This is a genomic window from Pseudonocardia sp. MH-G8 (genome assembly GCF_002262885.1).
GTDB lineage: Bacteria > Actinomycetota > Actinomycetes > Mycobacteriales > Pseudonocardiaceae > Pseudonocardia.
In genome coordinates this window covers 126,539-146,655 of sequence record NZ_NKYF01000014.1, presented here as the reverse complement: position 1 = coordinate 146,655, position 20,117 = coordinate 126,539, and the positions used below count along the sequence as shown (strand labels likewise).

General features: G+C 72.3%; 20 protein-coding genes. 5 read left to right on the top strand and 15 right to left on the bottom strand.

The genetic code is table 11. From position 1 onward, the window contains the following. Positions 1-4: 4 nt before the first annotated feature. Entirely contained in the window at positions 5-961 is a 957-nt protein-coding gene (locus tag CFP66_RS27710; protein ID WP_233159774.1) for a polysaccharide deacetylase family protein, read from the bottom strand. Between the two features lie 169 nt (positions 962-1,130). Here CFP66_RS27710 and CFP66_RS27705 point away from each other — a divergent pair, with 169 nt between their 5' ends. After that, on the top strand, positions 1,131-2,708 hold the full coding sequence (locus CFP66_RS27705) for a putative glycoside hydrolase (protein ID WP_094928112.1): 1,578 nt from the start codon (positions 1,131-1,133) through the stop codon (positions 2,706-2,708). A gap of 21 nt (positions 2,709-2,729) precedes the next feature. Here the strand turns inward: CFP66_RS27705 and CFP66_RS27700 are convergent, their stop codons facing one another. Together CFP66_RS27700 and CFP66_RS27695 are read right to left on the bottom strand one after the other, a co-directional pair. Continuing rightward, on the bottom strand, positions 2,730-3,908 hold the full coding sequence (locus CFP66_RS27700; RefSeq protein WP_094928111.1) for an RtcB family protein: 1,179 nt from the start codon (positions 3,906-3,908) through the stop codon (positions 2,730-2,732). A gap of 83 nt (positions 3,909-3,991) precedes the next feature. Further along, positions 3,992-4,882: a helix-turn-helix transcriptional regulator gene (locus tag CFP66_RS27695; RefSeq protein ID WP_094928197.1), complete on the bottom strand. Its 891-nt coding sequence runs from the start codon at positions 4,880-4,882 to the stop codon at positions 3,992-3,994. 173 nt (positions 4,883-5,055) lie between these two features. Here CFP66_RS27695 and CFP66_RS27690 point away from each other — a divergent pair, with 173 nt between their 5' ends. Next, positions 5,056-5,859, top strand: a complete 804-nt coding sequence (locus CFP66_RS27690; RefSeq protein ID WP_094928110.1) for an SDR family oxidoreductase — start codon at positions 5,056-5,058, stop codon at positions 5,857-5,859. Between the two features lie 184 nt (positions 5,860-6,043). On the opposite strand, the gene CFP66_RS27685 is transcribed toward CFP66_RS27690, so the two are convergent. Together CFP66_RS27685 and CFP66_RS27680 are read right to left on the bottom strand one after the other, a co-directional pair. After that, complete coding sequence (locus CFP66_RS27685; protein WP_094928109.1) at positions 6,044-6,478, bottom strand: ester cyclase; 435 nt, start codon at positions 6,476-6,478, stop codon at positions 6,044-6,046. A 66-nt stretch (positions 6,479-6,544) separates the two neighbouring features. Further along, positions 6,545-7,210, bottom strand: coding sequence for an NADPH-dependent F420 reductase (locus CFP66_RS27680; RefSeq protein ID WP_094928108.1), 666 nt, complete (start codon positions 7,208-7,210; stop codon positions 6,545-6,547). A gap of 129 nt (positions 7,211-7,339) precedes the next feature. On the opposite strand from CFP66_RS27680, the gene CFP66_RS27675 reads away from it, so the two are divergent. Beyond that, positions 7,340-7,954: a TetR/AcrR family transcriptional regulator gene (locus tag CFP66_RS27675; RefSeq protein WP_094928107.1), complete on the top strand. Its 615-nt coding sequence runs from the start codon at positions 7,340-7,342 to the stop codon at positions 7,952-7,954. A gap of 47 nt (positions 7,955-8,001) precedes the next feature. Here CFP66_RS27675 and CFP66_RS27670 read toward each other — a convergent pair whose 3' ends face one another. From CFP66_RS27670 to CFP66_RS27650, 5 genes are all read right to left on the bottom strand, one after another. Next, the gene (locus CFP66_RS27670) at positions 8,002-8,769 is read right to left on the bottom strand and encodes a trans-aconitate 2-methyltransferase (RefSeq protein ID WP_094928106.1); all 768 of its coding nucleotides are present in this window, start codon (positions 8,767-8,769) and stop codon (positions 8,002-8,004) included. Continuing rightward, on the bottom strand, positions 8,766-9,287 hold the full coding sequence (locus CFP66_RS27665) for a hypothetical protein (RefSeq protein ID WP_094928105.1): 522 nt from the start codon (positions 9,285-9,287) through the stop codon (positions 8,766-8,768). Before CFP66_RS27665 ends, CFP66_RS27670 begins: the two co-directional genes overlap by 4 nt. Then, positions 9,284-11,149 carry a DNA primase gene (gene dnaG, locus CFP66_RS27660; protein WP_094928104.1) on the bottom strand — a complete coding sequence of 622 codons (1,866 nt, stop codon included), beginning with the start codon at positions 11,147-11,149 and terminating at the stop codon, positions 9,284-9,286. The genes CFP66_RS27665 and dnaG overlap by 4 nt, the downstream gene beginning before the upstream one ends. A 142-nt stretch (positions 11,150-11,291) precedes the next feature. Further along, positions 11,292-11,474, bottom strand: a complete 183-nt coding sequence (locus tag CFP66_RS27655) for a hypothetical protein (RefSeq protein WP_094928103.1) — start codon at positions 11,472-11,474, stop codon at positions 11,292-11,294. A gap of 1,467 nt (positions 11,475-12,941) precedes the next feature. Next, positions 12,942-13,517 carry a TetR/AcrR family transcriptional regulator gene (locus tag CFP66_RS27650; RefSeq protein ID WP_094928102.1) on the bottom strand — a complete coding sequence of 192 codons (576 nt, stop codon included), beginning with the start codon at positions 13,515-13,517 and terminating at the stop codon, positions 12,942-12,944. A gap of 58 nt (positions 13,518-13,575) precedes the next feature. Here CFP66_RS27650 and CFP66_RS27645 point away from each other — a divergent pair, with 58 nt between their 5' ends. Further along, a complete protein-coding gene (locus tag CFP66_RS27645; protein WP_094928101.1) occupies positions 13,576-14,937 on the top strand; it encodes a cytochrome P450 in 1,362 nt (453 codons plus the stop codon). Between the two features lie 11 nt (positions 14,938-14,948). Here the strand turns inward: CFP66_RS27645 and CFP66_RS27640 are convergent, their stop codons facing one another. Next, positions 14,949-15,407: a group II truncated hemoglobin gene (locus CFP66_RS27640; RefSeq protein WP_094928100.1), complete on the bottom strand. Its 459-nt coding sequence runs from the start codon at positions 15,405-15,407 to the stop codon at positions 14,949-14,951. A gap of 135 nt (positions 15,408-15,542) precedes the next feature. Between CFP66_RS27640 and sigJ the strand changes: the two genes are divergently transcribed. Further along, on the top strand, positions 15,543-16,433 hold the full coding sequence (sigJ, locus tag CFP66_RS27635; RefSeq protein WP_094928099.1) for an RNA polymerase sigma factor SigJ: 891 nt from the start codon (positions 15,543-15,545) through the stop codon (positions 16,431-16,433). Here sigJ and CFP66_RS27630 read toward each other — a convergent pair whose 3' ends face one another. The 4 genes from CFP66_RS27630 to CFP66_RS27615 form a co-directional block, all read right to left on the bottom strand. Next, a complete protein-coding gene (locus CFP66_RS27630) occupies positions 16,434-17,012 on the bottom strand; it encodes a carboxymuconolactone decarboxylase family protein (protein WP_094928196.1) in 579 nt (192 codons plus the stop codon). A 67-nt stretch (positions 17,013-17,079) separates the two neighbouring features. Then, entirely contained in the window at positions 17,080-18,354 is a 1,275-nt protein-coding gene (locus CFP66_RS27625; RefSeq protein ID WP_094928098.1) for a deoxyguanosinetriphosphate triphosphohydrolase, read from the bottom strand. Beyond that, positions 18,354-19,001: a YdcF family protein gene (locus tag CFP66_RS27620; protein WP_094928195.1), complete on the bottom strand. Its 648-nt coding sequence runs from the start codon at positions 18,999-19,001 to the stop codon at positions 18,354-18,356. The genes CFP66_RS27625 and CFP66_RS27620 overlap by 1 nt, the downstream gene beginning before the upstream one ends. 41 nt (positions 19,002-19,042) lie before the next feature. Beyond that, complete coding sequence (locus CFP66_RS27615; protein ID WP_233159764.1) at positions 19,043-20,062, bottom strand: XdhC family protein; 1,020 nt, start codon at positions 20,060-20,062, stop codon at positions 19,043-19,045. Positions 20,063-20,117: the final 55 nt, after the last annotated feature.

Genomic DNA, 20,117 nt, shown 5'->3' with positions numbered 1-20,117 from the left:
CTCCCTAATAGGCCACCGCCGCGGCCGTGTACTGCTCGGCCGGGCCCTCCTCGCCGTTCGGGTAGGAGATCATGTCGGGGTTGCCGTCGGAGGTGTAGCGGCCCTCCGGGTTCGCGGCGAGCTTGTCCAGCCAGGTCGTCGACCCGAACTCGGCCTCGTCGCCGTCCGCGCCCTGGGAACGGATCCGCGGGATGGCCGCCGGCTCGAAGTCCTCGTCGAACGGCGAGGGCGCCGGGTTCGCGCCCACCAGCAGCGCCCCGGTGTAGTCGTAGCCCGGCCCGGAGACGGCCACCTGGTGGTCGCGGGGGCGCGCACCGAACGGCAGCGCGAGCGTGGTGGGCGTGTGGCCGGGCACGGCCTCGCGGATGAACCGGTCGCCGCGGGCGATGGCCTCCTGCGCGCCCTCGGCGCCGGCCGTGCGCAGGTTGGTGTGGCCGAAGGTGTGGTTGCCGACCTCGAAGCCGTTGTCGTGCAGCCAGCGCAGCGCCGCCGCACCCGCCTCGCCGCCGCCGTAGGGGTCGGCGTTGACGTACATGCTGCCCACCGCCCGGAACTCCGGGTGGGCCGCGGCCACGTCGAGCATGATCCGCACCCCGGTACCGGGGGCGGGCGTGCCGTCCGGACCGAGCGTGAGGACCGTCGGGTCACCGTCGTCGAAGGTCAGCACGACGGGGTGCTTGCCGGCCGGGATGTCGATCCGCCCCGTGGCCAGATCGGCGGTGGTGATCGGTACGTAGTCCTCGCGCGCGAGCCTTTCCAGCTCCGCGCGGAAATCCTCGGGAGTGCGGTCGTACACCGATACCGGATCGGCCACGAAACGGTGGTACATGAGGACCGGGATCTTGCCGAGCTCGTTCGCCTTCACATCTGCGGGCCGGACCGGAGCGGGCGGCGGAAGGGGCTGCGCCGGCGCAGTGCCGGCACCACCGGAATCCGATCCACAACCGGCGACGAAAAGCATGATGATCGACGCAGTGACAATGCGCAACCGAGGCATGACGCGACGCTACCCGCTGTTCGGGGATTTCAACGCTTGATCACACCATGGTGTTGTTCCCGAGCGCAAGAGCCCCGGATCCTGTCACGATGATCAGGCTTCGATCAGACCGACCCGTGCCGAAGGAGTGCCGATGACCCGCCCGGTGGTCGCGCCCAACCGGTTCCTCGTGCCGGCGGCGGTCGCGTTGATCGTTGCAGGTGTGCTGGTGCTGGTCGTGGCCTGGCTGCGACCCGACGTCACCGTCACCGGCCTGGCCGACGGCGGAGCCCTGCCCGCCAGCAAGGTGAACGAGGTCGCGATCACGACGCTCAGCGATCCTTCCCGCGTCGACGTCCTGCTCGACGACCAGCCCGCCACGGTGCGGCGCGACGGCGAGCGCATCGTGCTCGACGGGCCGCCGCTGCCCGAGGGCGAGCACACGCTCCAGATCAACTCCCCCGACGCGGCGATGCCGTTGCCCGGCCTGGGCACCCACATCGAGTTCACGGTCGACGACACGCCCCCGACGCTCCTCGTCGACAAGATCCCGCCGACTCCGATGGACGCGACGGCCGAGGTGCACGGGCGCGTCGACGGCACGGAGGAACTGCTGGTCGGCGGCGTCGCGCAGGAGTTGGAGGACGACGGCAGCTTCACACTGACGGTGCCCGCGGGTGCCGCGGACGTCGACCTGGCCGCCCGCGACGAGGCCGGCAACACGACGGCGCAGAAGGTGCCGATCCCGGTGCAGCACCCCGGGATGCGCGCCGTGCACATGACCGCATCGGCCTGGGCGGCCGGGTCGCTGCGGGAGCCGGTGCTCCAACTGGCCCGCGAGGGCCGCATCGACGCCGTGCAACTCGACATCAAGGACGAGAGCGGCGAGGTCGGCTACGCGAGCCAGGTGCCGCTGGCCGTGGAGATCGGCGCCGCCAAGGGCTACTACGACGCGCGCGCCGCGCTGGACGAGATGCATGCGGCCGGTCTGCGCGTCATCGGGCGGATCGTCGCCTTCCGCGACCCGGTGCTCGGCGCCGCCTCGTGGGAGTCGGGCAAGACCGACTGGCTGGTGCAGACCGCATCCGGGGGCCCCTATTCGGGTGGTTACGGCGAGTACTCGTTCACGAACTTCGCCCATCCGGAGGTGCGCGCCTACAACATCGCGCTCGCCGAGGAGGCGGCCGCGCTCGGCTTCGACGAGATCCTCTACGACTACATCCGCCGGCCCGACGGTGCCATCTCCGGAATGCATTTCGAAGGGCTGACCACCACCCCCGAGCAGTCGATCGCCGATTTCATGGCGGAAACGCGGCCGGAGGTGCGCAAGCACGGCGCCCTGCTCGGTGCGTCGGTGTTCGGGATAGCGGCTACGCGACCCACCCAGATAGCGCAGGACATCGCGCTCATGGCTCCGTACTCCGACTACGTCTCCCCGATGGTGTACCCCTCGCACTGGGGCAGCGGTGAGTACGGCGTGAGCAGCCCGGAGTCGCAGCCCTTCGACATCACCGCGCGCTCGCTCGCCGACTTCAAGAAGCTGACCGACGGGAGCGCCACGGCGGTGATCCCCTGGCTGCAGGCGTTCAGCCTGGGGGTCCACTACGGGCCCGAGGAGCTGCGCGCGCAGATCGACGCGGCCGAGTCCATCGGCATCGACTCGTGGATCCTGTGGGACCCGAGCTGCCGCTACCCGCAGGCCAGCGCGCTGGAGCCGGTGGCGCCGCAGTAGGACGCGCACCGGCCCGAACGCTCAGTCGCCCTTCACGTTGAGGATCTGGCGCAGCGTGTGCTCGACGCTCACCAGGTCCTTCGCGTCCTCCATGATCTGGTCGACGTCCTTGTACGCGCCCGGGATCTCGTCGAGGAACGCCTCGGCGTTCTCGGCGCGCCACTCGATCCCCGCCATGGCCTCGGTCAGCTGGGCCACGGTGAACCGCTCGCGCGCGGCCCGGCGGGAGAAGCTGCGGCCCGCGCCGTGCGGTGCCGAGTGGAACGACGCCGCGTTGCCCAGGCCGCTGACCACGTAGGACCGCGTGCCCATCGAGCCGGGGATCAGGCCGGGCCGGCCGGGCGAGGCGTCGATCGCGCCCTTGCGGGTGAGCCACACCTCGCCGCCGCCGTGCTCCTCGCGCTCGGTGTAGTTGTGGTGGCACTGCACGTCCTCGGCCCGCTCGATCTCGCGGCCCGCCCACCCGGCCAGGCTGCCGACGACCCGGTCGAGCATCTCGGCCCGGTTGAGCAGCGCGAAGCGCTGCGCCCAGCGCAGCTCCCGGATGTAGTGCCAGAACTCGTCGACGCCCTCGGGCAGGTAGGCGAGATCGCGGTGCGGCAGCGGGATCCACCACTTCTCGCACAGCTGCTGGGCCACCCGGATGTGACGCTGCGCGATCCGGTTGCCCACGCCGCGGGAGCCGGAGTGCAGGAACACCCACAGCCGGTCGACCTCGTCCAGGCACACCTCGACGAAGTGGTTTCCGCTCCCGAGCGTGCCCAGCTGCAGCCGCCAGTTGCCGACGTAGGAGGCCGGGTCGAAACCCGCCTTCTCGGCCAGGGTCTCCAGCTCGCGGACGCGCTCGGCCGCGGTGTCGGTCAGGCGCCGGTTGTAGCCGCCCTTCGAGACCGGCACGGCCGCCTCGATCGCCTCCCGCAGCGCCGCGAGCCGCCCGATCCGGGTGACGTCCGCCTTCGTCAGCTGGGTGCGCACCGCCGCCATCCCGCAGCCGATGTCGACGCCCACGCTCGCCGGCATGACCGCACGCACCGTCGGGATCACACTGCCGACGGTGGAGCCCATGCCCAGGTGCGCGTCGGGCATCAACGCGACGTGCGGGCGGACGAACGGCATCCGGACGGTCTGCAGCGCCTGCTCCCGCGTCGCGTCCTCCAGGATCGACGCCCAGCTCAACAGGCCCTTGGCGATCTGCTCCACGAGGCAGGTCTACCAGGCGGGCGCGCCCGGGGGGCCCGAATTCGCGACGCTGCACCGGCACGGCCGGTCGGGTGGTCGGAATATCAGTGGAGTGCGCGAATCTCGGTCGCCGGCCTCTCCTGGCCGGCCGCCCACGACGCCAAAAGAGCTAGACCGTCCACGGTCGCCGTGCCGGCAGGCGCGGTGTAGACGTTCAGGAGCAGGCCGGGTTCGGCAGGCATCTCCATCGACTCGACGTCCAGGTCGAGCCGGCCCACCACCGGATGGTGCACACGCTTGCGTCCGGACCGGTGGAGCCGCACGTCCTGGGATGCCCACCGCTGCCGGAACAGTTCACTGCGTGTTGATAATTCACCGACCAGGGCGATCAGCTCGTCGTCGTGCGGGTTGCGGCCGGCTTCCATGCGTAGCTTCGCAGCCACATCACAGGCGATTCGCTCGTAGTCGACGTAGAATGTTCTTGCCGCTTCGGGATCCAGGTACACGAACCGCGCGGTGTTCGCCGGCCGGCGCGTGTCGGCCAGCAACGGCGAATACAGCGCGCGGGCAAGTTGATTCATGGCAAGCACGTCATAACGGCCGTTGCAGATCCAGGCCGGCGCATCGGTGATGGCGTCGAGCACCTGCTGGAGCGCCGGACGCACCGTCCCAGCGGGTCGCCGGCGGCGTGATCCGCTGGGCACCCTGGACTGCCGCGCAAGGTGGAACAGGTGATCGCGCTCGGCCTCGTCGAGTTGCAAGGCGGAGGCCAACGCGTCGAGCACCCCGTCGGAGGCGCCGGCGAGGCTGCCGCGCTCCATGCGCACGTAGTAGTCGACCGATACCCCTGCGAGCAGAGCCACCTCTTCGCGACGCAGGCCTTTGACCCGACGGTTGCCGCCGTATGCGGGCAATCCGGCACGCTGGGGCGAGATCCGCGCGCGACGCGAGCTCAGGAATTCCTTGACCTCGGTGCGGAGATCGATCGTGGCCACCTCGTCACCGTAGGCCCTGTCCGCGGGCGAAGGGAGGTTCTGCTGGTACCCCCCACCCACGTGCCAAGGAGGCATCGGCAGTACCTGTGCCACCAGGGTCTCCCAGACGTCCAGGACGCCTGTCAACCTTTTCGAGTCAGCACATGCTTCCACGACAGAAGGAACGACGACCAATGGCGGACATCCAGTTCACCACCCACGCAGACCTTTTCGATCTGAGTGGGAAGTACGCACTCGTCACCGGCGGCACCAGGGGTATCGGGATGATGATAGCGCGCGGCCTCCTGCAGGCGGGCGCCCGCGTCGTCATCAGCTCACGCAATGCAGACGCGTGCGCGCAGGCACAGCACCTGCTGTCCGAATTCGGTGACGTCCGGGCAATCCCCGCCGACCTGTCCAGGTACGACGAGTGCCGTCGCCTCGCTGATCTCGTCAAGGTCGACTCGGAACGCCTGGACATCCTCGTCAACAACGCGGGAGCGATGTGGCGCGAGCCGCTGGAGACGTTCCCGGCCGAGGCCTGGGACGCAGTGGTCGACCTCAACCTCAAGTCGCCGTTCTGGCTGGTGCAGGCGCTGCTCCCCGCACTCCGCAGGGCGGGTACCGCCGATGATCCCGCGCGGATCATCAACATCGGCAGTATCGCCGCCATCCACGTGGCCGGTTCGCCCAACTACTCCTACGCCAGCAGCAAAGCGGCACTCCATCAACTCACCCGAGTGCTTGCCCGAGAACTGGGCCCACAGCACGTCACGGTGAACGCGGTAGCCCCAGGACCGTTCCCGTCGCAGATGATGGCGTCCACGCTCGATGCCATCGGCGACACGATCGCGGCGAAGGCCCCTCTGCGCCGGCTCGGCCGCGACGACGACATGGCAGGGATCGCCGTGTTCCTCGCCGGCCGGGCCGGGTCCTACCTCACGGGAACGATCGTCCCGGTCGACGGCGGCATCGCCACGACCGCCTCGGGTACCTAGCGTCCGTGCGAGGCTTTGCCAGCGGCCGAATGGTCCGGCGCTGAGCCGCGCACGGGTCAAGATTCCCACCGTGCGCGCGGCGAGCGCGGGCGTCGGCTGCTCCACGGTGGGGCCTACCAGCCGCGGCATGCAACCCCAGCACCTCATGCGGGTGATCTGATCGCCTGCTCGTCACACGTGCGCGTCAAGCTCTCATCAGCCGGACCCACCCGTGAAGATCCTCGAGGTGCCAGCTGCGGACTATGCGGCCGTTCTCGATCTGGTGGAACTCGTGGATCCTGATCGAACTCGGCCTGCCGGTCGGGGAGACGCCGAGGAACTCTCCGCGGTGGGTGCCGGTCAGCTCGCCTCGCACGGCCACTCGCCCCGACGCGGCGACGACGTCGTGCAGGACGACCCGAGCGTCTGCGAAGCACGCGTGGAAGTCCTCGATGTGCGGCTTGAGGCCCTCCGGCCCCGAAGGCTGACCGGGAACGCTGGGGATGTCCTCCCAGTCCGGTGCGAGTACCTCGTCCAGGAGGTCCAGCTCCCCTCCGATCGCCCGGTAGAGCGTTTCGACGATCCGTCGCTCGTCATCGGTAGCGCCGAAGACCTGGAGGTCGTCGTGTACGCCGGTCACGGTGTGCCTTCCTCAGCCGGATGAGCCTGCGAGTCGAGGCTGGGGTGGTACAGCCCCACGATGGCTTCAGCGGGTTGCGGCGGCGAGAGCATTGCGCACCTTCTCGGCATTGCCGGGGTTGGCGACCTGGATCGTTTCCCCGGCGTAGACGGAGTGGGCCGGGGTACCCGGCTGCCAGCGCCAGCCCTCGGCGAGCGGGCCACCATCCACCGTGTCGAAGCCGATGGCGTCCACGAACCGGGCTGCTTCCGCCTTGACGTCGGGGGCGTCGCCGGCGATCGGCAATGCGGTGCGGTCGGCTGCCCCTCTCGGGCGAGCGAGGGCGCGCAGCGTCTGGAAGAAGATGTTGTTGAAGACCTTGACGACGTGCGACGCATGCAGGTGTTGCTGCACCATCTCGCTGGTGGTGATCGAGGCAGCGTCGAGTTCGGGGATGTGGCCGTGGAGCCGAGGATCGTAGTTGATCGTGTCGAGGACGGTCCTGCCCTTCAACGGCTCGACCGGCACCTCGCGGTAGGCCCGCACCGGCACGGAGATCACGACCAGATCACCGGCCTCAGCTGCTTCGGCCGGGGTGGCCGCCCGAGCTCGTGGACCGAGGTCGGCAACCAGCTCGGTGAGGGTCTCGGGGCCGCGTGAGTTGCTGACGACGACTGAACAGCCGCCCGCGATGGCGAGGCGCGCGACCGTGCCGCCGACTCGCCCGCTTCCGATGATTCCGACATTCCACATTGTCGTCCCTTCCCTTCGTTCGGGACCGGTGCGTCCACTAGAGTGGAGGCACCCCTCCGCGGAGGGGTGCCTCCGAAGCTATCGGAGGGGTGCCTCCGAAAGCAACTGCTCCGTCGAGAGGAAGGCGTCATGGAGACCGACCCCGGCACGGCCGAGACACCCCGGGGCGCCGTGCCTCGACCACTGCGCGCCGGCAGCCGGCAGAAGTTCGACGCACTCATCGCCGCAGCTCGTGACGTGTTCGCCGGCGACGGCGTCCACGGATCGCTGGAGGAGATCGCTCGGCGTGCCGGGGTCGGCATCGGCACGCTCTACCGCAACTTTCCGACACGCCAGGCGCTGCTCGAGGCCGTGTACGTCGACGAGGTCGAGGCGCTCGCCCGGGTCGCGGACGAGCTCGGTGGTCTGGACCCTGGGGAGTCGCTGGCGATCTGGCTGCGCCAGTTCGTCGGGTACGCCACCACCAAGAGGGCTGTTGTCGAGGGCCTCAACCTCGACTCGCCGATGTTCGGCGCGTGCATCGCACTGATCCATCGAGCCGGCGAGCCGCTGCTCAAGGCCGCCCAAGACGCCGGGAAGGCCCGCGACGACGTCGACTTCGAGGACGTACGTCTTCTGATCAACGGCATCGCGAGCTCGAACTTCGCGGACGACGCCCAGCGGGATCGGGTCCTCGGTATGGCGCTGGACGGCATCAAGACTCCGAGCGGACGGTCGCACCTACGAGATGGCAAGCACCACTGAGGTCGTCGGCCCCACGCCCGGGCAAACCCGACGACAAGCGCGCAGGGTCAGGTGGTGTGCCCGACTGCGAAGATCCTCCGGAACGGGAACCAGGTCGTCCCATCCGTCCGCTGGGGGTAGGCCTTCCGGAGGCGGGGGGACAGGTCGGTCTCGAAGGCCGCGTAGTCCTCGGCGGCGAGCGCGTCGCGCACGGGGCGCAGCGCCGTTCCCCTGATCCACTGCAGCACCGGGTCTGCGCCGGTGAGCCGCTGCAGGTAGGTGGTCTCCCAGGCGTCGACGTCCGCCCCGGCGCCGGCGAGCAGCTCGGCGTACTCGACGGGCTGCGCGACCGTCAGCTCCCCGCGCAGCGTGACGGCGCCCCGCCACCGCGGCTCGGCCAGCAGCTCGCGGACCAGTGCGTGCGACGGGGCTTCGAAGTTGCCCGGCACCTGCATCGCGAACCACGCGCCCGGCGCCAGCGCCGCGACCCAGCGCCGCAGCAACTGCGGGTGCGACGGCACCCACTGCAGCACCGCATTGGTGATCACGACGTCGGTGTCGGGCGTCGGCGACCAGTCGACGACGTCGGCGAGCTCGGCCTCGACACCCCGCTCGCGGGCCGCCGCCACCATCTCGGGCGACGAGTCCAGCGCGGTGACAGCGGCGCCGGGCCAGCGCTGCGCGAGCAGCCCGGTGAGGTGCCCCGGCCCGCAGCCCAGGTCGACCACCCGGCGCGGTTCGGCGGCGCCCACCCGCGCGAGCAGGTCGAGGAACGGCCGGGAGCGGTGGTCGTCGAAGCCGAGGTAGAGGGCCGGATCCCAGCTCGTGCGGGTCATGACAGGCCCAGCGATCGCGCCACGTCGGCGGCGACCTGCCGCACCGCGGCCTCGTCGGTGCCCGGATCGGGACGAACCTGCAGCACGACGCCGTCGCGGCCCGGCACCTTGCGCTGCACGAACCAGGCGCCACCCCCGGGTAGCTCACGGTGGTGCCGGCTGCGGATCGAGCCCTCCACGCGCGCCTGCACGGACTCGGGCACGCGCCCGGGCCCGGTGAGCCGCAGCCGCTGCGGCGGCAGGTCGGTGATCAGCACCGCACCGCCGAGCGTCTCGATCTCCTGCGCCTCGACGAGGGTGAGCGTGCCGCCCTGCCAGCCTGCCTTGCTGACCAGGTGCCACCCGAGCAACCGCGGGCCGTCGTCGGCGGGCAGCCACATGCCGAGCGAGGTGACGACGAGGTGCCTTCCCGCGCCGAGCTCCGCGGTGGCGAGCACGCGCTCGTCGGGGGCGAGGCGGCCGGCGACCTCGGCCGGCACCTCCTCCCGCCCCAGCAGCTTGCGCCACAGGCCCCTCATCGCGCCGCCTGCTCCCGCAGCGCGATCCGGTACTGCTCCAGCGGCACGAGGTCACCGAACAGCTCGTGGTAGGCCTCGGGCTCCTCGACGGGGTTGGTGCGCTGCAGCCGGGACTTGAGGTCGGCGACCTGGGCCTCGACGAGCGCCAGCCGCACACCCGCGATCACGCTGGCGACGTAGCGCGCCTCCTCCGTGTTGCGCCGCGGCAGCTCCAGCGGCTCCACCGCGAGCTCGGTGAGCAGCGGACGCGTCTCCTGCGGGCACTCGGCGATCACCGCGTCGAGCCAGACGTGCCCCTCCCTGCCGCCGCACACACCGCCGGCCGCCTGGACGGCCCGGTGCACGGCCGCGAAGGCCGGGTGGGAGAAGACCTGCTCGGGCAGCTCGTCGTAGCTCGGACCGGCGACCGCGGGCACCTGCAGGGCCGCCTTGACCGCCTCGCGCTGCAGGTGCAGGCGCGGGTCGTCCTTCGGCGGCGGTGTGGGCGCCTGCCGCGAGCCGTTGCGGCCACCGCGCGCCGCCTCGGCCGGCGCACCCGCCGCCTCGCGCACGCGCCGGACCACCATCGCGATGTCGTCCCAGCTGGTCCACCCCGCGAGCCTGCGGGCGTACTCGTCGCGCAGCTCCTCGCGCTTGATGCGTGCCACCAGCGGCACCGTGCGCTGCAGCGCCGCGACCCGCCCTTCCGCGGTGTCGAGGTCGTGCTCGCGCAGCATGCTGCGGATCGCGAACTCGAACAGCGGCTCCCGGCGGGCCACCAGGTCGCGCACCGCGGTGTCGCCGTGGCTCTGGCGCAGCTCGCACGGATCCTGCCCGTCGGGCGCCACGGCCACGAACGTCTGGGCCGCGAAGCTCTGCTCCCCCTCGAACGCCTTCAGCGCCGCCGCCTGGCCGGCCGCGTCGCCGTCGAAGGTGTAGATGACCTCGCCGAGATCGAACGAGTCGTCGCCGATCAGCCGGCGGATCACCGAGATGTGGTCGGCGCCGAACGCGGTGCCGCAGGAGGCCACCGCGGTGGGCACGCCGGCCAGGTGCATGGCCATCACGTCGGTGTAACCCTCGACGACCACCACCTGGCGGCGCTTGGCGATCTCGCGCTTGGCCAGGTCGAGCCCGAAGAGCGCCTTGGTCTTGTGGTAGACGGGGGTGTCGGAGGTGTTGAGGTACTTGGCCTCGATGCCGTCGTCGTCGAACAGGCGACGCGCCCCGAAACCGACGACGTCGCCGCCGAGGTCCTTGATCGACCAGAGCAGCCGCCGGTGGAACCGGTCGATCGGCCCGCGGCGCCCCTCCTTGGACAACCCGGCCTTCATCAGCTCGTCGAGGGAGAACCCGGCCGCGAGCAGGTGCTTGGTGAGCAGGTCCCAGCCCGCGGGCGCGAACCCGCAGCCGAACTGCTGGGCCGCGGCGACGTCGAAACCGCGGGTGGTGAGGAACTGGACGGCCGGCGCGGCCTCGGGCGTGTGCAGCTGCGCGGCGTAGAACTCCGCCGCGCGCTTGTTGGCCTCCAGCAGCCGCGTGCGCGTGCCCCGGTCGCGCTGCACCGAGGCGCCGCCGCCCTCGTAGGTGAGCCGGAACCCGACCCGCTCGGCGAGCCGCTCCACGGACTCGATGAACCCGATGTGGTCCATCTTCATGAGGAACGCGATCGCGTCGCCGCCCTCGCCGCAGCCGAAGCAGTGGAACGTGCCGTGGCTGGGCCGGACGTTGAACGACGGTGTCTTCTCGTCGTGGAAGGGGCAGAGCCCCTTCAGCGATCCCGCCCCCGCCCGCCGCAGGGCCACGTACTCGCCGACGACCTCGTCCACTCGGGTGCGGTCGCGAACCTCCGCGATGTCACTGTCCCGGATCCGGCCCGCCACGGCACCGAGTCTAGGCGCGCCCTCCGACGACCTCCGCGCCCTGGCCCGAATGCCTCCCCCACCTCGACTCCGGCCGCCTGTGCCCGCACGCTCGCACACAGGCTCTGCGTGCTGTGCGAGGTCGCGGAGGTGTGTGCGGCGATCACGGATAGACCATCCGGCCGTGATCAGCGGGCTCGCGTCGCGCCCGGGCGGGCAACTCGACGGCCGGGCGCTCGCGTGGGCGGTGGTGGTCGACCAGCAGCGGGACCAGCGCCATCACCAGGAGGACGCCGAGCCCCCCGGCACCGGCCAGCAGGTTCAGGACGTCGACCGTGTTCGTCATGCCCCCACCCTGCGCGCGGAGCACCCCCTGCCGCCTCGGCCGGAGGTACGGGACCCGCGGGCGACCTCGGCCGATCGGCCGAGTGGCGGGGAGCCGCCAGGACGATGGCCCGACGTGCACGGGGCCACAGACCACCCCGCCCACGCACCCCGTCGATGAGGTTCGGGGGCGTGGGCGGGCACCGGGGTGCGTGAGGACTTCCTCGACCGGGCGCCGCGCCGCGTGCCGGCGTTCCCTCCGTGGGCGCTCTGCCTCGTAGGGCGAGTTGCGGTGGGCGCGCCGTTCCCGGCTCGAGAGTTCCTGTCTCACCTGCGTTCGGGTCTCACGCGCAGTCGGTCCGACGCCGAGCCCGACCCCCGCGCCGAGAGCGGCCGGGTTGGGCACAACCACGAATATCGTGGTCGTCCGGGCAGCCGTCCCCGACGCGGGCCCAGGCCTGTTCCGGACGAGACCGTCGCGGCCGGGTGCCGCGCAACTGGCTGTGGTGCCGTTCTCGAACCCCTCCGACAACGGCCTTGATCAGCAGACCAGGGACCTGAGCCGCACCGGAGCGCGTTGCCGAGTCGGAGCCCGCGGACGCGCGATGGTGATCGCTGCGAGAAGCACCTGACGTCGCCGCGACAGCACCCACGCACTGCTCGCACCGATCACCCGGCCCTGATCACTCCGACCCGTACGCCACCGTCGCCGCCCCCGCACCCAGGTACTGCTCGGGCCGATCACCTGGCCGTGATCGCTCCGACGCGTACGCCACGTCGTCGCATCCGCACCCAGGTACTGATCAGATCGATCACCGCGGGCCGCGTCGCGGCCGGCAGCGTCGATCACGGGCGGACGGCCGCGGTTGAAGATCGACCGACCACCATCTGCCCGTGATCGACGCAGCAGCCGCGGTGCGGACCTGACCGATTCGGCAACAGGCTCCCCCTGCAGCCCATGTCCCGATCCCGCCGATCATGAGAGGTGGACGCGCCTCGGACCGGCCCGATGATCTTCGCGAGGGGTGGATCGGGACCACCGCAAGGTGCGCGAGCACGCAGCAGTGACGGGCTCGTCCAGGACAGGCCTGGGCCCGCGCCGGGAACGGCCGCCCACCCAGCCACGATATTCGGCAGTTCTGCCAACCCGGCCACCCCGCCGACAGGCAGCAGCAGGGGAAACCCGGCCGACTACGCCGAAGACCAGGGGCGGGGTGTGAGGCCGTGGTCGCGAGCCGGGAACGGCCCGCCCACAGGAGATTCCACGACGACGTAGACGTGATGGGGGTTGGATCTTCCCTCAAGCCCCATCACGTCTATCTGATCATGGAACGGGCGGTCTTGATCAGCAGAAATGGTGTGAGGGCGACAGATTTGACGCCCTCACACCACTCCTGGCGATCATGACGGCGAGCGGCGCCGAGAAGCACGTGAGCGCGGTCGGGAGAGCCATGGCGTACGACTCGCGCCGCGCCCCACCGCGTGTTCGTCAGGTCGGCAGCCGGCCGAGCGCCAACCGGAACGCCTCCCCCAGCTCGGGTCCGGTCGGCGCCGCGTCGGGGTCGAGCAGCCACTGCACCAGCAGGCCGTCGCAGACGACGATCTGGAACGTGGCGAGCGCGCGGGTCTGCGGGCCGTCCGGGATCCCGAGTGCCTCGGAGATCATCGCGGCGACGGACGCGCGGCTCTGCTCGTAGATCCCGGCGAGCTGGGCGCGCAGGGTGGGTTGGCGCTCCGCCTGCGCCAGCGCCTCGGTGAACGCCACGGCGAGGCCGCGGTACTCGGCGAACGAGGTGAGCATCGCGTCCCACGAGGCAGCGAGCACCGTGGTCGGCTCGCCGCCGGGTTCGACCGCGAGCGCGAGGGCGCGCACCCGCTGCGCCCACTCCTCGAACGACGCGCCGATGGCCTCGTTGAGCAGCGCTTCCTTCGACCCGAAGTGGTAGCCGATCGAGGCGAGGTTGGTGCCGGACTCGGCCACCAGGTCCCGTGCGGTGGTGCGCGCGTAGCCGCGCGTCTCGAGGCAGCGGCGCGCGCCGGCGAGCAGATCTTCCCGGTGTCCCACGCGGTGATCCTAGCCGAGCATCTATACAGACGTTCTATACATACGTACGATCGCCCACATGGACACCGCCCTGCCGCCCGGGTCCCGCCTGCCGACACCCGTCCAGACCGCGTTGCTGTGGGGTGTTCCGCGGTGGTGGTTGGACCGGTGCCACCGCCGCTACGGCGACGTCTTCTCCGTGCGGGCCGCGCCGATGGGAACGCTCGTGTACCTGGCCGATCCGGACGACATCAGAACGGTCTTCGCGGGCGACCCCGCCGTCTACCGGGCAGGCGAGGCCAACTCCGTGCTCAGCGGGATCCTCGGCGACAGCTCCGTGCTCGTGATCGACGGGCAGCGCCACCGCGAGCGGCGCCGCCAGATGCTGCCACCGTTCCACCGCGACGCGGTGCGCCGCCAGGCCGAGCAGATGGCCGCGATCGCCGCCGCGGACGTCGCCACGTGGCCGGTGCACCGCGAGCTCGCCGTGGCGCCGCGGATGTCGGCGATCACGCTCGAAGTCATCCTGCAGGTGGTGATCGGCAGCCGCGACGAGGGCCGCCTCGCCGCGCTGCGCCGCGCGCTGCCGCCCGTCGTGAACATGGGTGCCCTGGCGACCGCCGCCATGGTCCGCCCGTCGCTGCTGGCGCGGCGACCGTGGCGCGGCGTAAGGCGCGTGCGCGCCGAAGCCGACCGCCTGCTGCACGCCGAGATCGCCGCATGCAGGGCCGACCCCGCCCTCGACGAGCGCACCGACGTGCTCGCGATGCTCGTCCGGACGACGGACGAGGACGGCCGGGGCATGACCGACACCGAGCTGCGCGACCAGCTGATGACGCTGTTGCTCGCCGGTCACGAGACCACGGCCACCGGGCTGTCCTGGACGCTGGAGCGCCTCGTCCGGCACCCTGACGTGCTCGCCCGCGCGGTGCGCGCCGCAGACGTCGGCGACGACGAGTACCTGGACGCGATCGTCCGGGAGAGCCTCCGCGTCCGCCCGGTGATCTTCGACGTGGCCCGCCGGCTGGCCGCCCCCGTCGAGCTCGGCGGCCACCGGCTGCCCGCCGGCGTGATCGTGTCACCCGGGATCGGGTTCGTGCAGAGTTCGCCACGCCACTACCCGGACCCGCTGCGCTTCGACCCCGACCGGATGGTCGGGGCCACTCTCACCCCGACCACGTGGCTGCCGTTCGGCGGTGGCGGGCGACGCTGCCTTGGCGCCACGTTCGCGCAGGTGGAGATGCGGGTGGTGCTGCGTGAGGTGCTCCGCAGCGTCGAGCTCGCCACCACCAGCGCGCCGGCGGAGCGCCAGCGGGCCAAGCACATCACCCTCGTCCCCCACCGCGGGGCCCGGATCCGGGTGCGGGCGCGTCGGCCCGACGCGCCCGGCCACGCCGAGACCACGATCGCCGGCGCGGTGCCGTCCCGCAGCAGGGCGTAGGCACGCGGCGGCTACCAGCTCCAGCGCGGGACCTCCTGGCACGGGTGCAGCTGGTCGTCCGCGGTCGCGTAGGAGTTCTGGACCGCGACCTCGGTGCCGAACTCGAGGTAGCCGTGCAGCGCGTCGCGGAACCGGGCGTCGTCGGGCAGGCCCGTCCGGTCGGCGGCCTGCATGAACAGCTCGACGAAGCGCTGCCGCTGATCCTCCCGGATCTGCAGACCCCGGTGCGCCTCGAGCAGGGCCGGGAAGCCGCCGAGCTCGTCGGTGTAGGTGCGCGGCCCGCCGAAGACCTCCACGAAGAACGCCGTGAGGTGACCGACGTGGGTGGGTCGGCCGTCCCCGAACAACGGCTTCAGGAGGGGGTCGGCGAGCACCGTCGGGTACCAGGCCTCGACGGTGCGGTGCAGCCCTTCGTACCCGCCGGCGTGCGCGTAGAGCGAGTCCGTTGTTCCGGTATCGGGATGGGTCATCCTTGACTCCTCCATGGCGGGCTGCCTCGTCGAGAAACACTGTAATCTTGCTTACTCCCGACGGGAGTACCGTCGGTGAACATTCGCCGACGAACGCGGGTGTGCAGGAACGATCTCCCGCGTAGCGTCAGGTGCGTGCCCACCGACGAGCTGGTCTTCGAGGAGCACCGGGCGCACCTCGTGCGCGTGGGGTACCGGATCACCGGGAGCGTCAGCGACGCCGAGGACGCCGTGCAGGAGGCGTGGCTGCGTCTCGCCGGGCTGGACCCGGACGGCCGTGCCGCGATCCGCGACGAACGCGCATGGCTCACCACCGTCGTCGGGCGCCTGTGCCTCGACCGGCTCCGGTCCGCCGCCGCGCGCCGCGAGCGCTACGTGGGGCCGTGGCTGCCCGAGCCGCTGCTCACCGGCGACGACCCGGACGAGCCGCTCAACGCGGTGGTGCGTGACGAGGGCGTGCGGATGGCCGCGATGGTCGTGCTGGAGCGCCTCACGCCGCCCCAGCGGGTGGCGTTCGTGCTGCACGAGGCGCTGGCGCTGCCCTACGCCGACATCGCCGCTGTGCTCGGTTGCCCGGAAGCCACGGCACGCCAGCACGCATCGCGTGCCCGCCGGATCGTGGCCGATGCCGACCCGCCGCAGCGCGCGACCACCGCCGAGCAGCAGGACGCGATCGCGAAGTTCGCCGATGCGATGGCGCGAGCCGACGGCGCGGCGCTGGTCGCGCTCCTGCACCCCGACGCCGTGTGGGTCAGCGACTCCGGCGGGCGGTCCAAGGCCGCCCGCCGCGAGGTCGTGGGCTCCGACAAGGTCTCGCGCCTGCTGCTCGGCCTGCTCGACCGGTACGGCGCGCAGATGCTCGCGGGATGGAGCCCCGTCATGGTCAACGGCGAGCTCGGCATCCGCTCCTCCGCGTTCGCCGACACCGCCGCCGGCGCCGCCGTGTTCTCCCTGCGCGACGGCCGGATCGCCGCGATCTACCAGGTGGTCAACCCCGACAAGCTCCCGGACGGAACACCTCGTTGATCACCCGCGCGCAGGAGCGGGGTCGAGGCGCACCCGGCACGCGGCGTCGAAGCCCTGGTCGCTGACGCCGAGGGCGTGGTTGAACCGGCCGCGCATGTTCTCCAGCGCGATGGCGTGGGTGAGCTCGACGACCCCGGCCCGTCCGAACTCGGCCTCCAGCTCGGCGACCTGCGCGTCGGTCACCGTCATCGGCTGCCCGGTCATCGCGTCGGCGTAGGCGATCGCCAGCCGCTCGGCGGGTTCGTAGAGCGGGCTCGTCGCGTACTCGTCGATGTGCTGCAGGCGCTCCACGTCGAGGCCGTCGAGGCGCTGCAGCATCGTGCCGAAGTCGACGCACCACGAGCAGCCGACCACCGTGGCCGTCCGGTACGCGGCCAGCTCGAGCAGCCGCTTCGGCAGCACCCGTGGAGCCCACTCGTTGACCGACTCGGACAGGAGCGAGCTCCAGAACAACCGCCGGTGGTGACGGATCACCGCGAACGGCTCCGGGACGGCGCCGAAGCGCCACCGCGCGATCCGGTAGGCGAGCCGTCCGGCGAAACCTGCATCGGACTCGGGAACTGCGGGGATGCGGAGCATGTCGTCCTCCTGGATGTCGACCTTCACACCGGGGACGAGACGGCGAGCCGATCCGTGACGCCGCAGCTCAGCGGGCGAGCGCGCGGTGGCGGGCCACGGCCTGCTGGTCGGTGAGGATCGCGACCTGGTCCAGCACCACCCGTAGCCGGGCCGCGTCGTCGGCCGCGGCCGTCCAGTCGCCGGCGAACACCGGGTCGAGCGACTCCGGTGCACCCTCGCGCAGGGCGGTGGCCAGCTCGACGAGCAGTTCGCGCTGCCGGGCCTGCATGGCGAGCCGGCCCGGGTCGCTCATCACGTACCGCACGGCCACCGCCTTGAGCAGGGCCACCTCCGCGGCCGCCGGCGCCGGGACCACGAGGTCGGCCGCGTAGCGCTGCAGCGGGTGCTCGCCGTGGGTGTCGCGGGCGGCGGCCAGGGTGGCGTCCACGGCCGCCAGCACGAACCGGCCCACCAGCTCGCTGGTCAGCCGCTTGAGCGCCACGTGGGCGGACGTGGGCGCGCTGCCGGCGGCGAAACCCCGCACGGCGGCCACCACGGGCAGCGCGAGCAGCGCGTCGGCCGCCTCGCCCAGCGCGCCGGCCTCGCCGCCGAAGTGGCGCACCGCGAGCTCCACCACCGCGGACCGCTCCGCCGGTGAGCCCAGCGCGGCGAGGTCGATGCGGCCGGCGAGGATGCCGTCCTCCACGTCGTGGACGGAGTAGGCGACGTCGTCGGACCAGTCCATCACCTGCGCCTCGATGCAGCGCCGGCCCGGCGGGGCACCCTCGCGGACCCACGCGAACACGTCGGCGTCCTCGGCGTAGGCGCCGTACTTGCGGTCACCGGGCCGCCGGACCCACGGGTACTTGCAGGACGCGTCCAGCGACGCCCGGGTGAGGTTGAGCCCGACGCCGTCGATCTTGGGTTCGAGCCGGGTGAGGATGCGCAACGTCTGAGCGTTGCCCTCGAAGCCGCCGCACGCCGCGCCGAACTCCTCGAGCGCCCGCTCCCCGTTGTGGCCGAACGGCGGGTGCCCGATGTCGTGCGCGAGCCCCGCCGTGTCGACGACGTCGGGGTCGCACCCCAGCTCCTCGGCGATCCCGCGGCCGATCTGCGCGACCTCCAGCGAGTGGGTGAGGCGGGTGCGCGGCACACCGCTGACCTCGGCGCCCTCGCCCGGGCCGACCACCTGGGTCTTGCCGGCGAGGCGGCGCAGCGCGGCCGAGTGCAGCACGCGGGCGCGGTCGCGGGCGAACGGGCTGCGCCGGTCCTGGCCACCACCGCCGGGCGCACCACCCTTCGGACCCTCCGTGGTCGGGCGGGCGCGGTCGTGCGCGGAGTAACCGGCCCGAGTACCCGCCATCAGCCCAGCCCGGAGGACTCGGTGTCGACGGAGGCGTTGGTGAGCCGGTAGTACAGCAGCGCCGCGGTCTCCCTGATGATGTAGCGCAGCTGCGTCTCCCGCGTCTGCACGACCGGGCCGCTCCGGGTGGGCGAGGTCCACGCCTTCAACCCGCTGTCGCGGGCCATGATGCGGGCGCGCAGCGAATGCCACGGGTCGCTCACGACGAGCGCGCTGCGCCACCCGTCCTGCTCCGCGCGCGCGGCCACCGCCTGCATGCTCAGCAGGGTGTCGGACCCCTCCTCGACCGCGATGACGTCCTCGGGCGGCACCCCGCGCTCGATCAGGTACCGGCGCCCGGACTCGGCCTCGGTGTAGGCGTCGCCCACGCGGTTGCCACCGGTGGTGACGATGCGCGGGGCGAGACCGTCCTCGTAGAGGGCCTCGGCGTGCCGCAGCCGGAACGCGAAGATCGAGCTGGGCTCGCCGTCGTACTGGGCCGCGCCGAGCACGATCACGGCGTCGGCGGGCTGCCGCTCGTCGAGCCGCGCCACCTCCCACACCCGGAAGGCGGTGCCGCCCACCAGCAGCACGGCCATGACCAGCGCACCGACGACCAGCCGCAACAGCCAGTTGGGGCGCCGGCGGGGCGTGTACCCGCCATGCATCGGCACGGTGGGGGTGTCGTCGACCCCGGGGCGGACCGTGGTCATCCGCCGATCCGGCCGTCGGTGGCCGCGAGCGCGCTCCCGGCGCGCCCGGAGCGGGCGGCCACCACCTGCGCGACGATCGAGACGGCCGTCTCGGCCGGGGTGCGGGCGCCCAGGTCGAGCCCGACGGGCCCGCGGAGGCGGCCCAGCTCGGCCTCGGTGAGCCCGGCGGCGAGCAGCCGATCCCGGCGGGCGGCCTGCGTACGCCGCGAACCCAGGGCGCCGAGGAACCCGCGGCCGCGGCGCAGCGCGTCGGCGAGCACCACGTCGAACGCGGGGTCGTGATCGAGCAGCACGAGGACGTCGGCGTCGGTGAAGGCGGCGACGGCGGCGTGCACCGGCGCGAGGGCCGTTTCCGTGCGCGCGCTCCAGCCGAGCAGCCGCGCCTGCGCGACCAGCGCCTCACCGATCGCGCCCGCCCCGGCCACCAGCACCGACGGCACCGGCACCCACAGGTCGACCAGCAGTTCGGCCTCCCCCGCGGCCACCCGCTCGGTGGTGGTGGCACCGCGGCGCAGCAGCCCGCGTGCGGCGTCGGCCGCCGCCTCGTCCAGCGCCGGTGCGCCCAGGCTGCCGTGCGCGACGCCCAGCTCGAGCCCGGTGAGCACCAGCGCGCCCGTGCCGTCGGCCACCGAGACCAGCGCGGCCGGCACGCCGCCTTCGAGAGCCTCGCCCAGCGCGGCCGCCGGAGCCGCGGGCAGCGGATGGCCGAGCAGCGTGGCCCCGCCCGCGCAGGCGAGCCCGGCGTCGAGCGCGGTGACCTCCGCCACGTGGGCCTCCTGCGCGCGCGGGCCCGCGACGGCCGCCGCGGCCAGCGGCAGCACCACGTCGTCGAGGGCGCCGCGGTACAGGACGCCGGCCGTGGCACCGCCGGCCGTGCCCGCCACGAGCTGGCCGCTCTCGACGGTGCCGAAGCCGTGGCGGGCGAGCACGCGCACCACGCCGACCCCCTCGGGTGCCCAGCGGCGCAGGGCCGCCCCCAGCTCCCCGAACCCCGACGCAGGCCCCGCATCCGTCACGAGGCCCAGGGTAGCGACCGGCACCGACATCATCGCGGCCCCGAGTGCCGACCAT

Excerpts from the sequence above, each read along its gene's own strand:
- CFP66_RS27710 (WP_233159774.1), bottom strand. The coding sequence starts at position 961 with ATGCTTTTCGTCGCCGGTTGTGGATCGGATTCCGGTGGTGCCGGCACT.
- CFP66_RS27705 (WP_094928112.1), top strand. The coding sequence starts at position 1,131 with ATGACCCGCCCGGTGGTCGCGCCCAACCGGTTCCTCGTGCCGGCGGCG.
- CFP66_RS27690 (WP_094928110.1), top strand. The coding sequence starts at position 5,056 with ATGGCGGACATCCAGTTCACCACCCACGCAGACCTTTTCGATCTGAGT.
- CFP66_RS27680 (WP_094928108.1), bottom strand. The coding sequence starts at position 7,210 with ATGTGGAATGTCGGAATCATCGGAAGCGGGCGAGTCGGCGGCACGGTC.
- CFP66_RS27675 (WP_094928107.1), top strand. The coding sequence starts at position 7,340 with ATGGAGACCGACCCCGGCACGGCCGAGACACCCCGGGGCGCCGTGCCT.
- CFP66_RS27670 (WP_094928106.1), bottom strand. The coding sequence starts at position 8,769 with ATGACCCGCACGAGCTGGGATCCGGCCCTCTACCTCGGCTTCGACGAC.
- CFP66_RS27665 (WP_094928105.1), bottom strand. The coding sequence starts at position 9,287 with ATGAGGGGCCTGTGGCGCAAGCTGCTGGGGCGGGAGGAGGTGCCGGCC.
- CFP66_RS27655 (WP_094928103.1), bottom strand. The coding sequence starts at position 11,474 with ATGACGAACACGGTCGACGTCCTGAACCTGCTGGCCGGTGCCGGGGGG.
- CFP66_RS27645 (WP_094928101.1), top strand. The coding sequence starts at position 13,576 with ATGGACACCGCCCTGCCGCCCGGGTCCCGCCTGCCGACACCCGTCCAG.
- CFP66_RS27640 (WP_094928100.1), bottom strand. The coding sequence starts at position 15,407 with ATGACCCATCCCGATACCGGAACAACGGACTCGCTCTACGCGCACGCC.
- CFP66_RS27630 (WP_094928196.1), bottom strand. The coding sequence starts at position 17,012 with ATGCTCCGCATCCCCGCAGTTCCCGAGTCCGATGCAGGTTTCGCCGGA.
- CFP66_RS27625 (WP_094928098.1), bottom strand. The coding sequence starts at position 18,354 with ATGGCGGGTACTCGGGCCGGTTACTCCGCGCACGACCGCGCCCGCCCG.
- CFP66_RS27620 (WP_094928195.1), bottom strand. The coding sequence starts at position 19,001 with ATGCATGGCGGGTACACGCCCCGCCGGCGCCCCAACTGGCTGTTGCGG.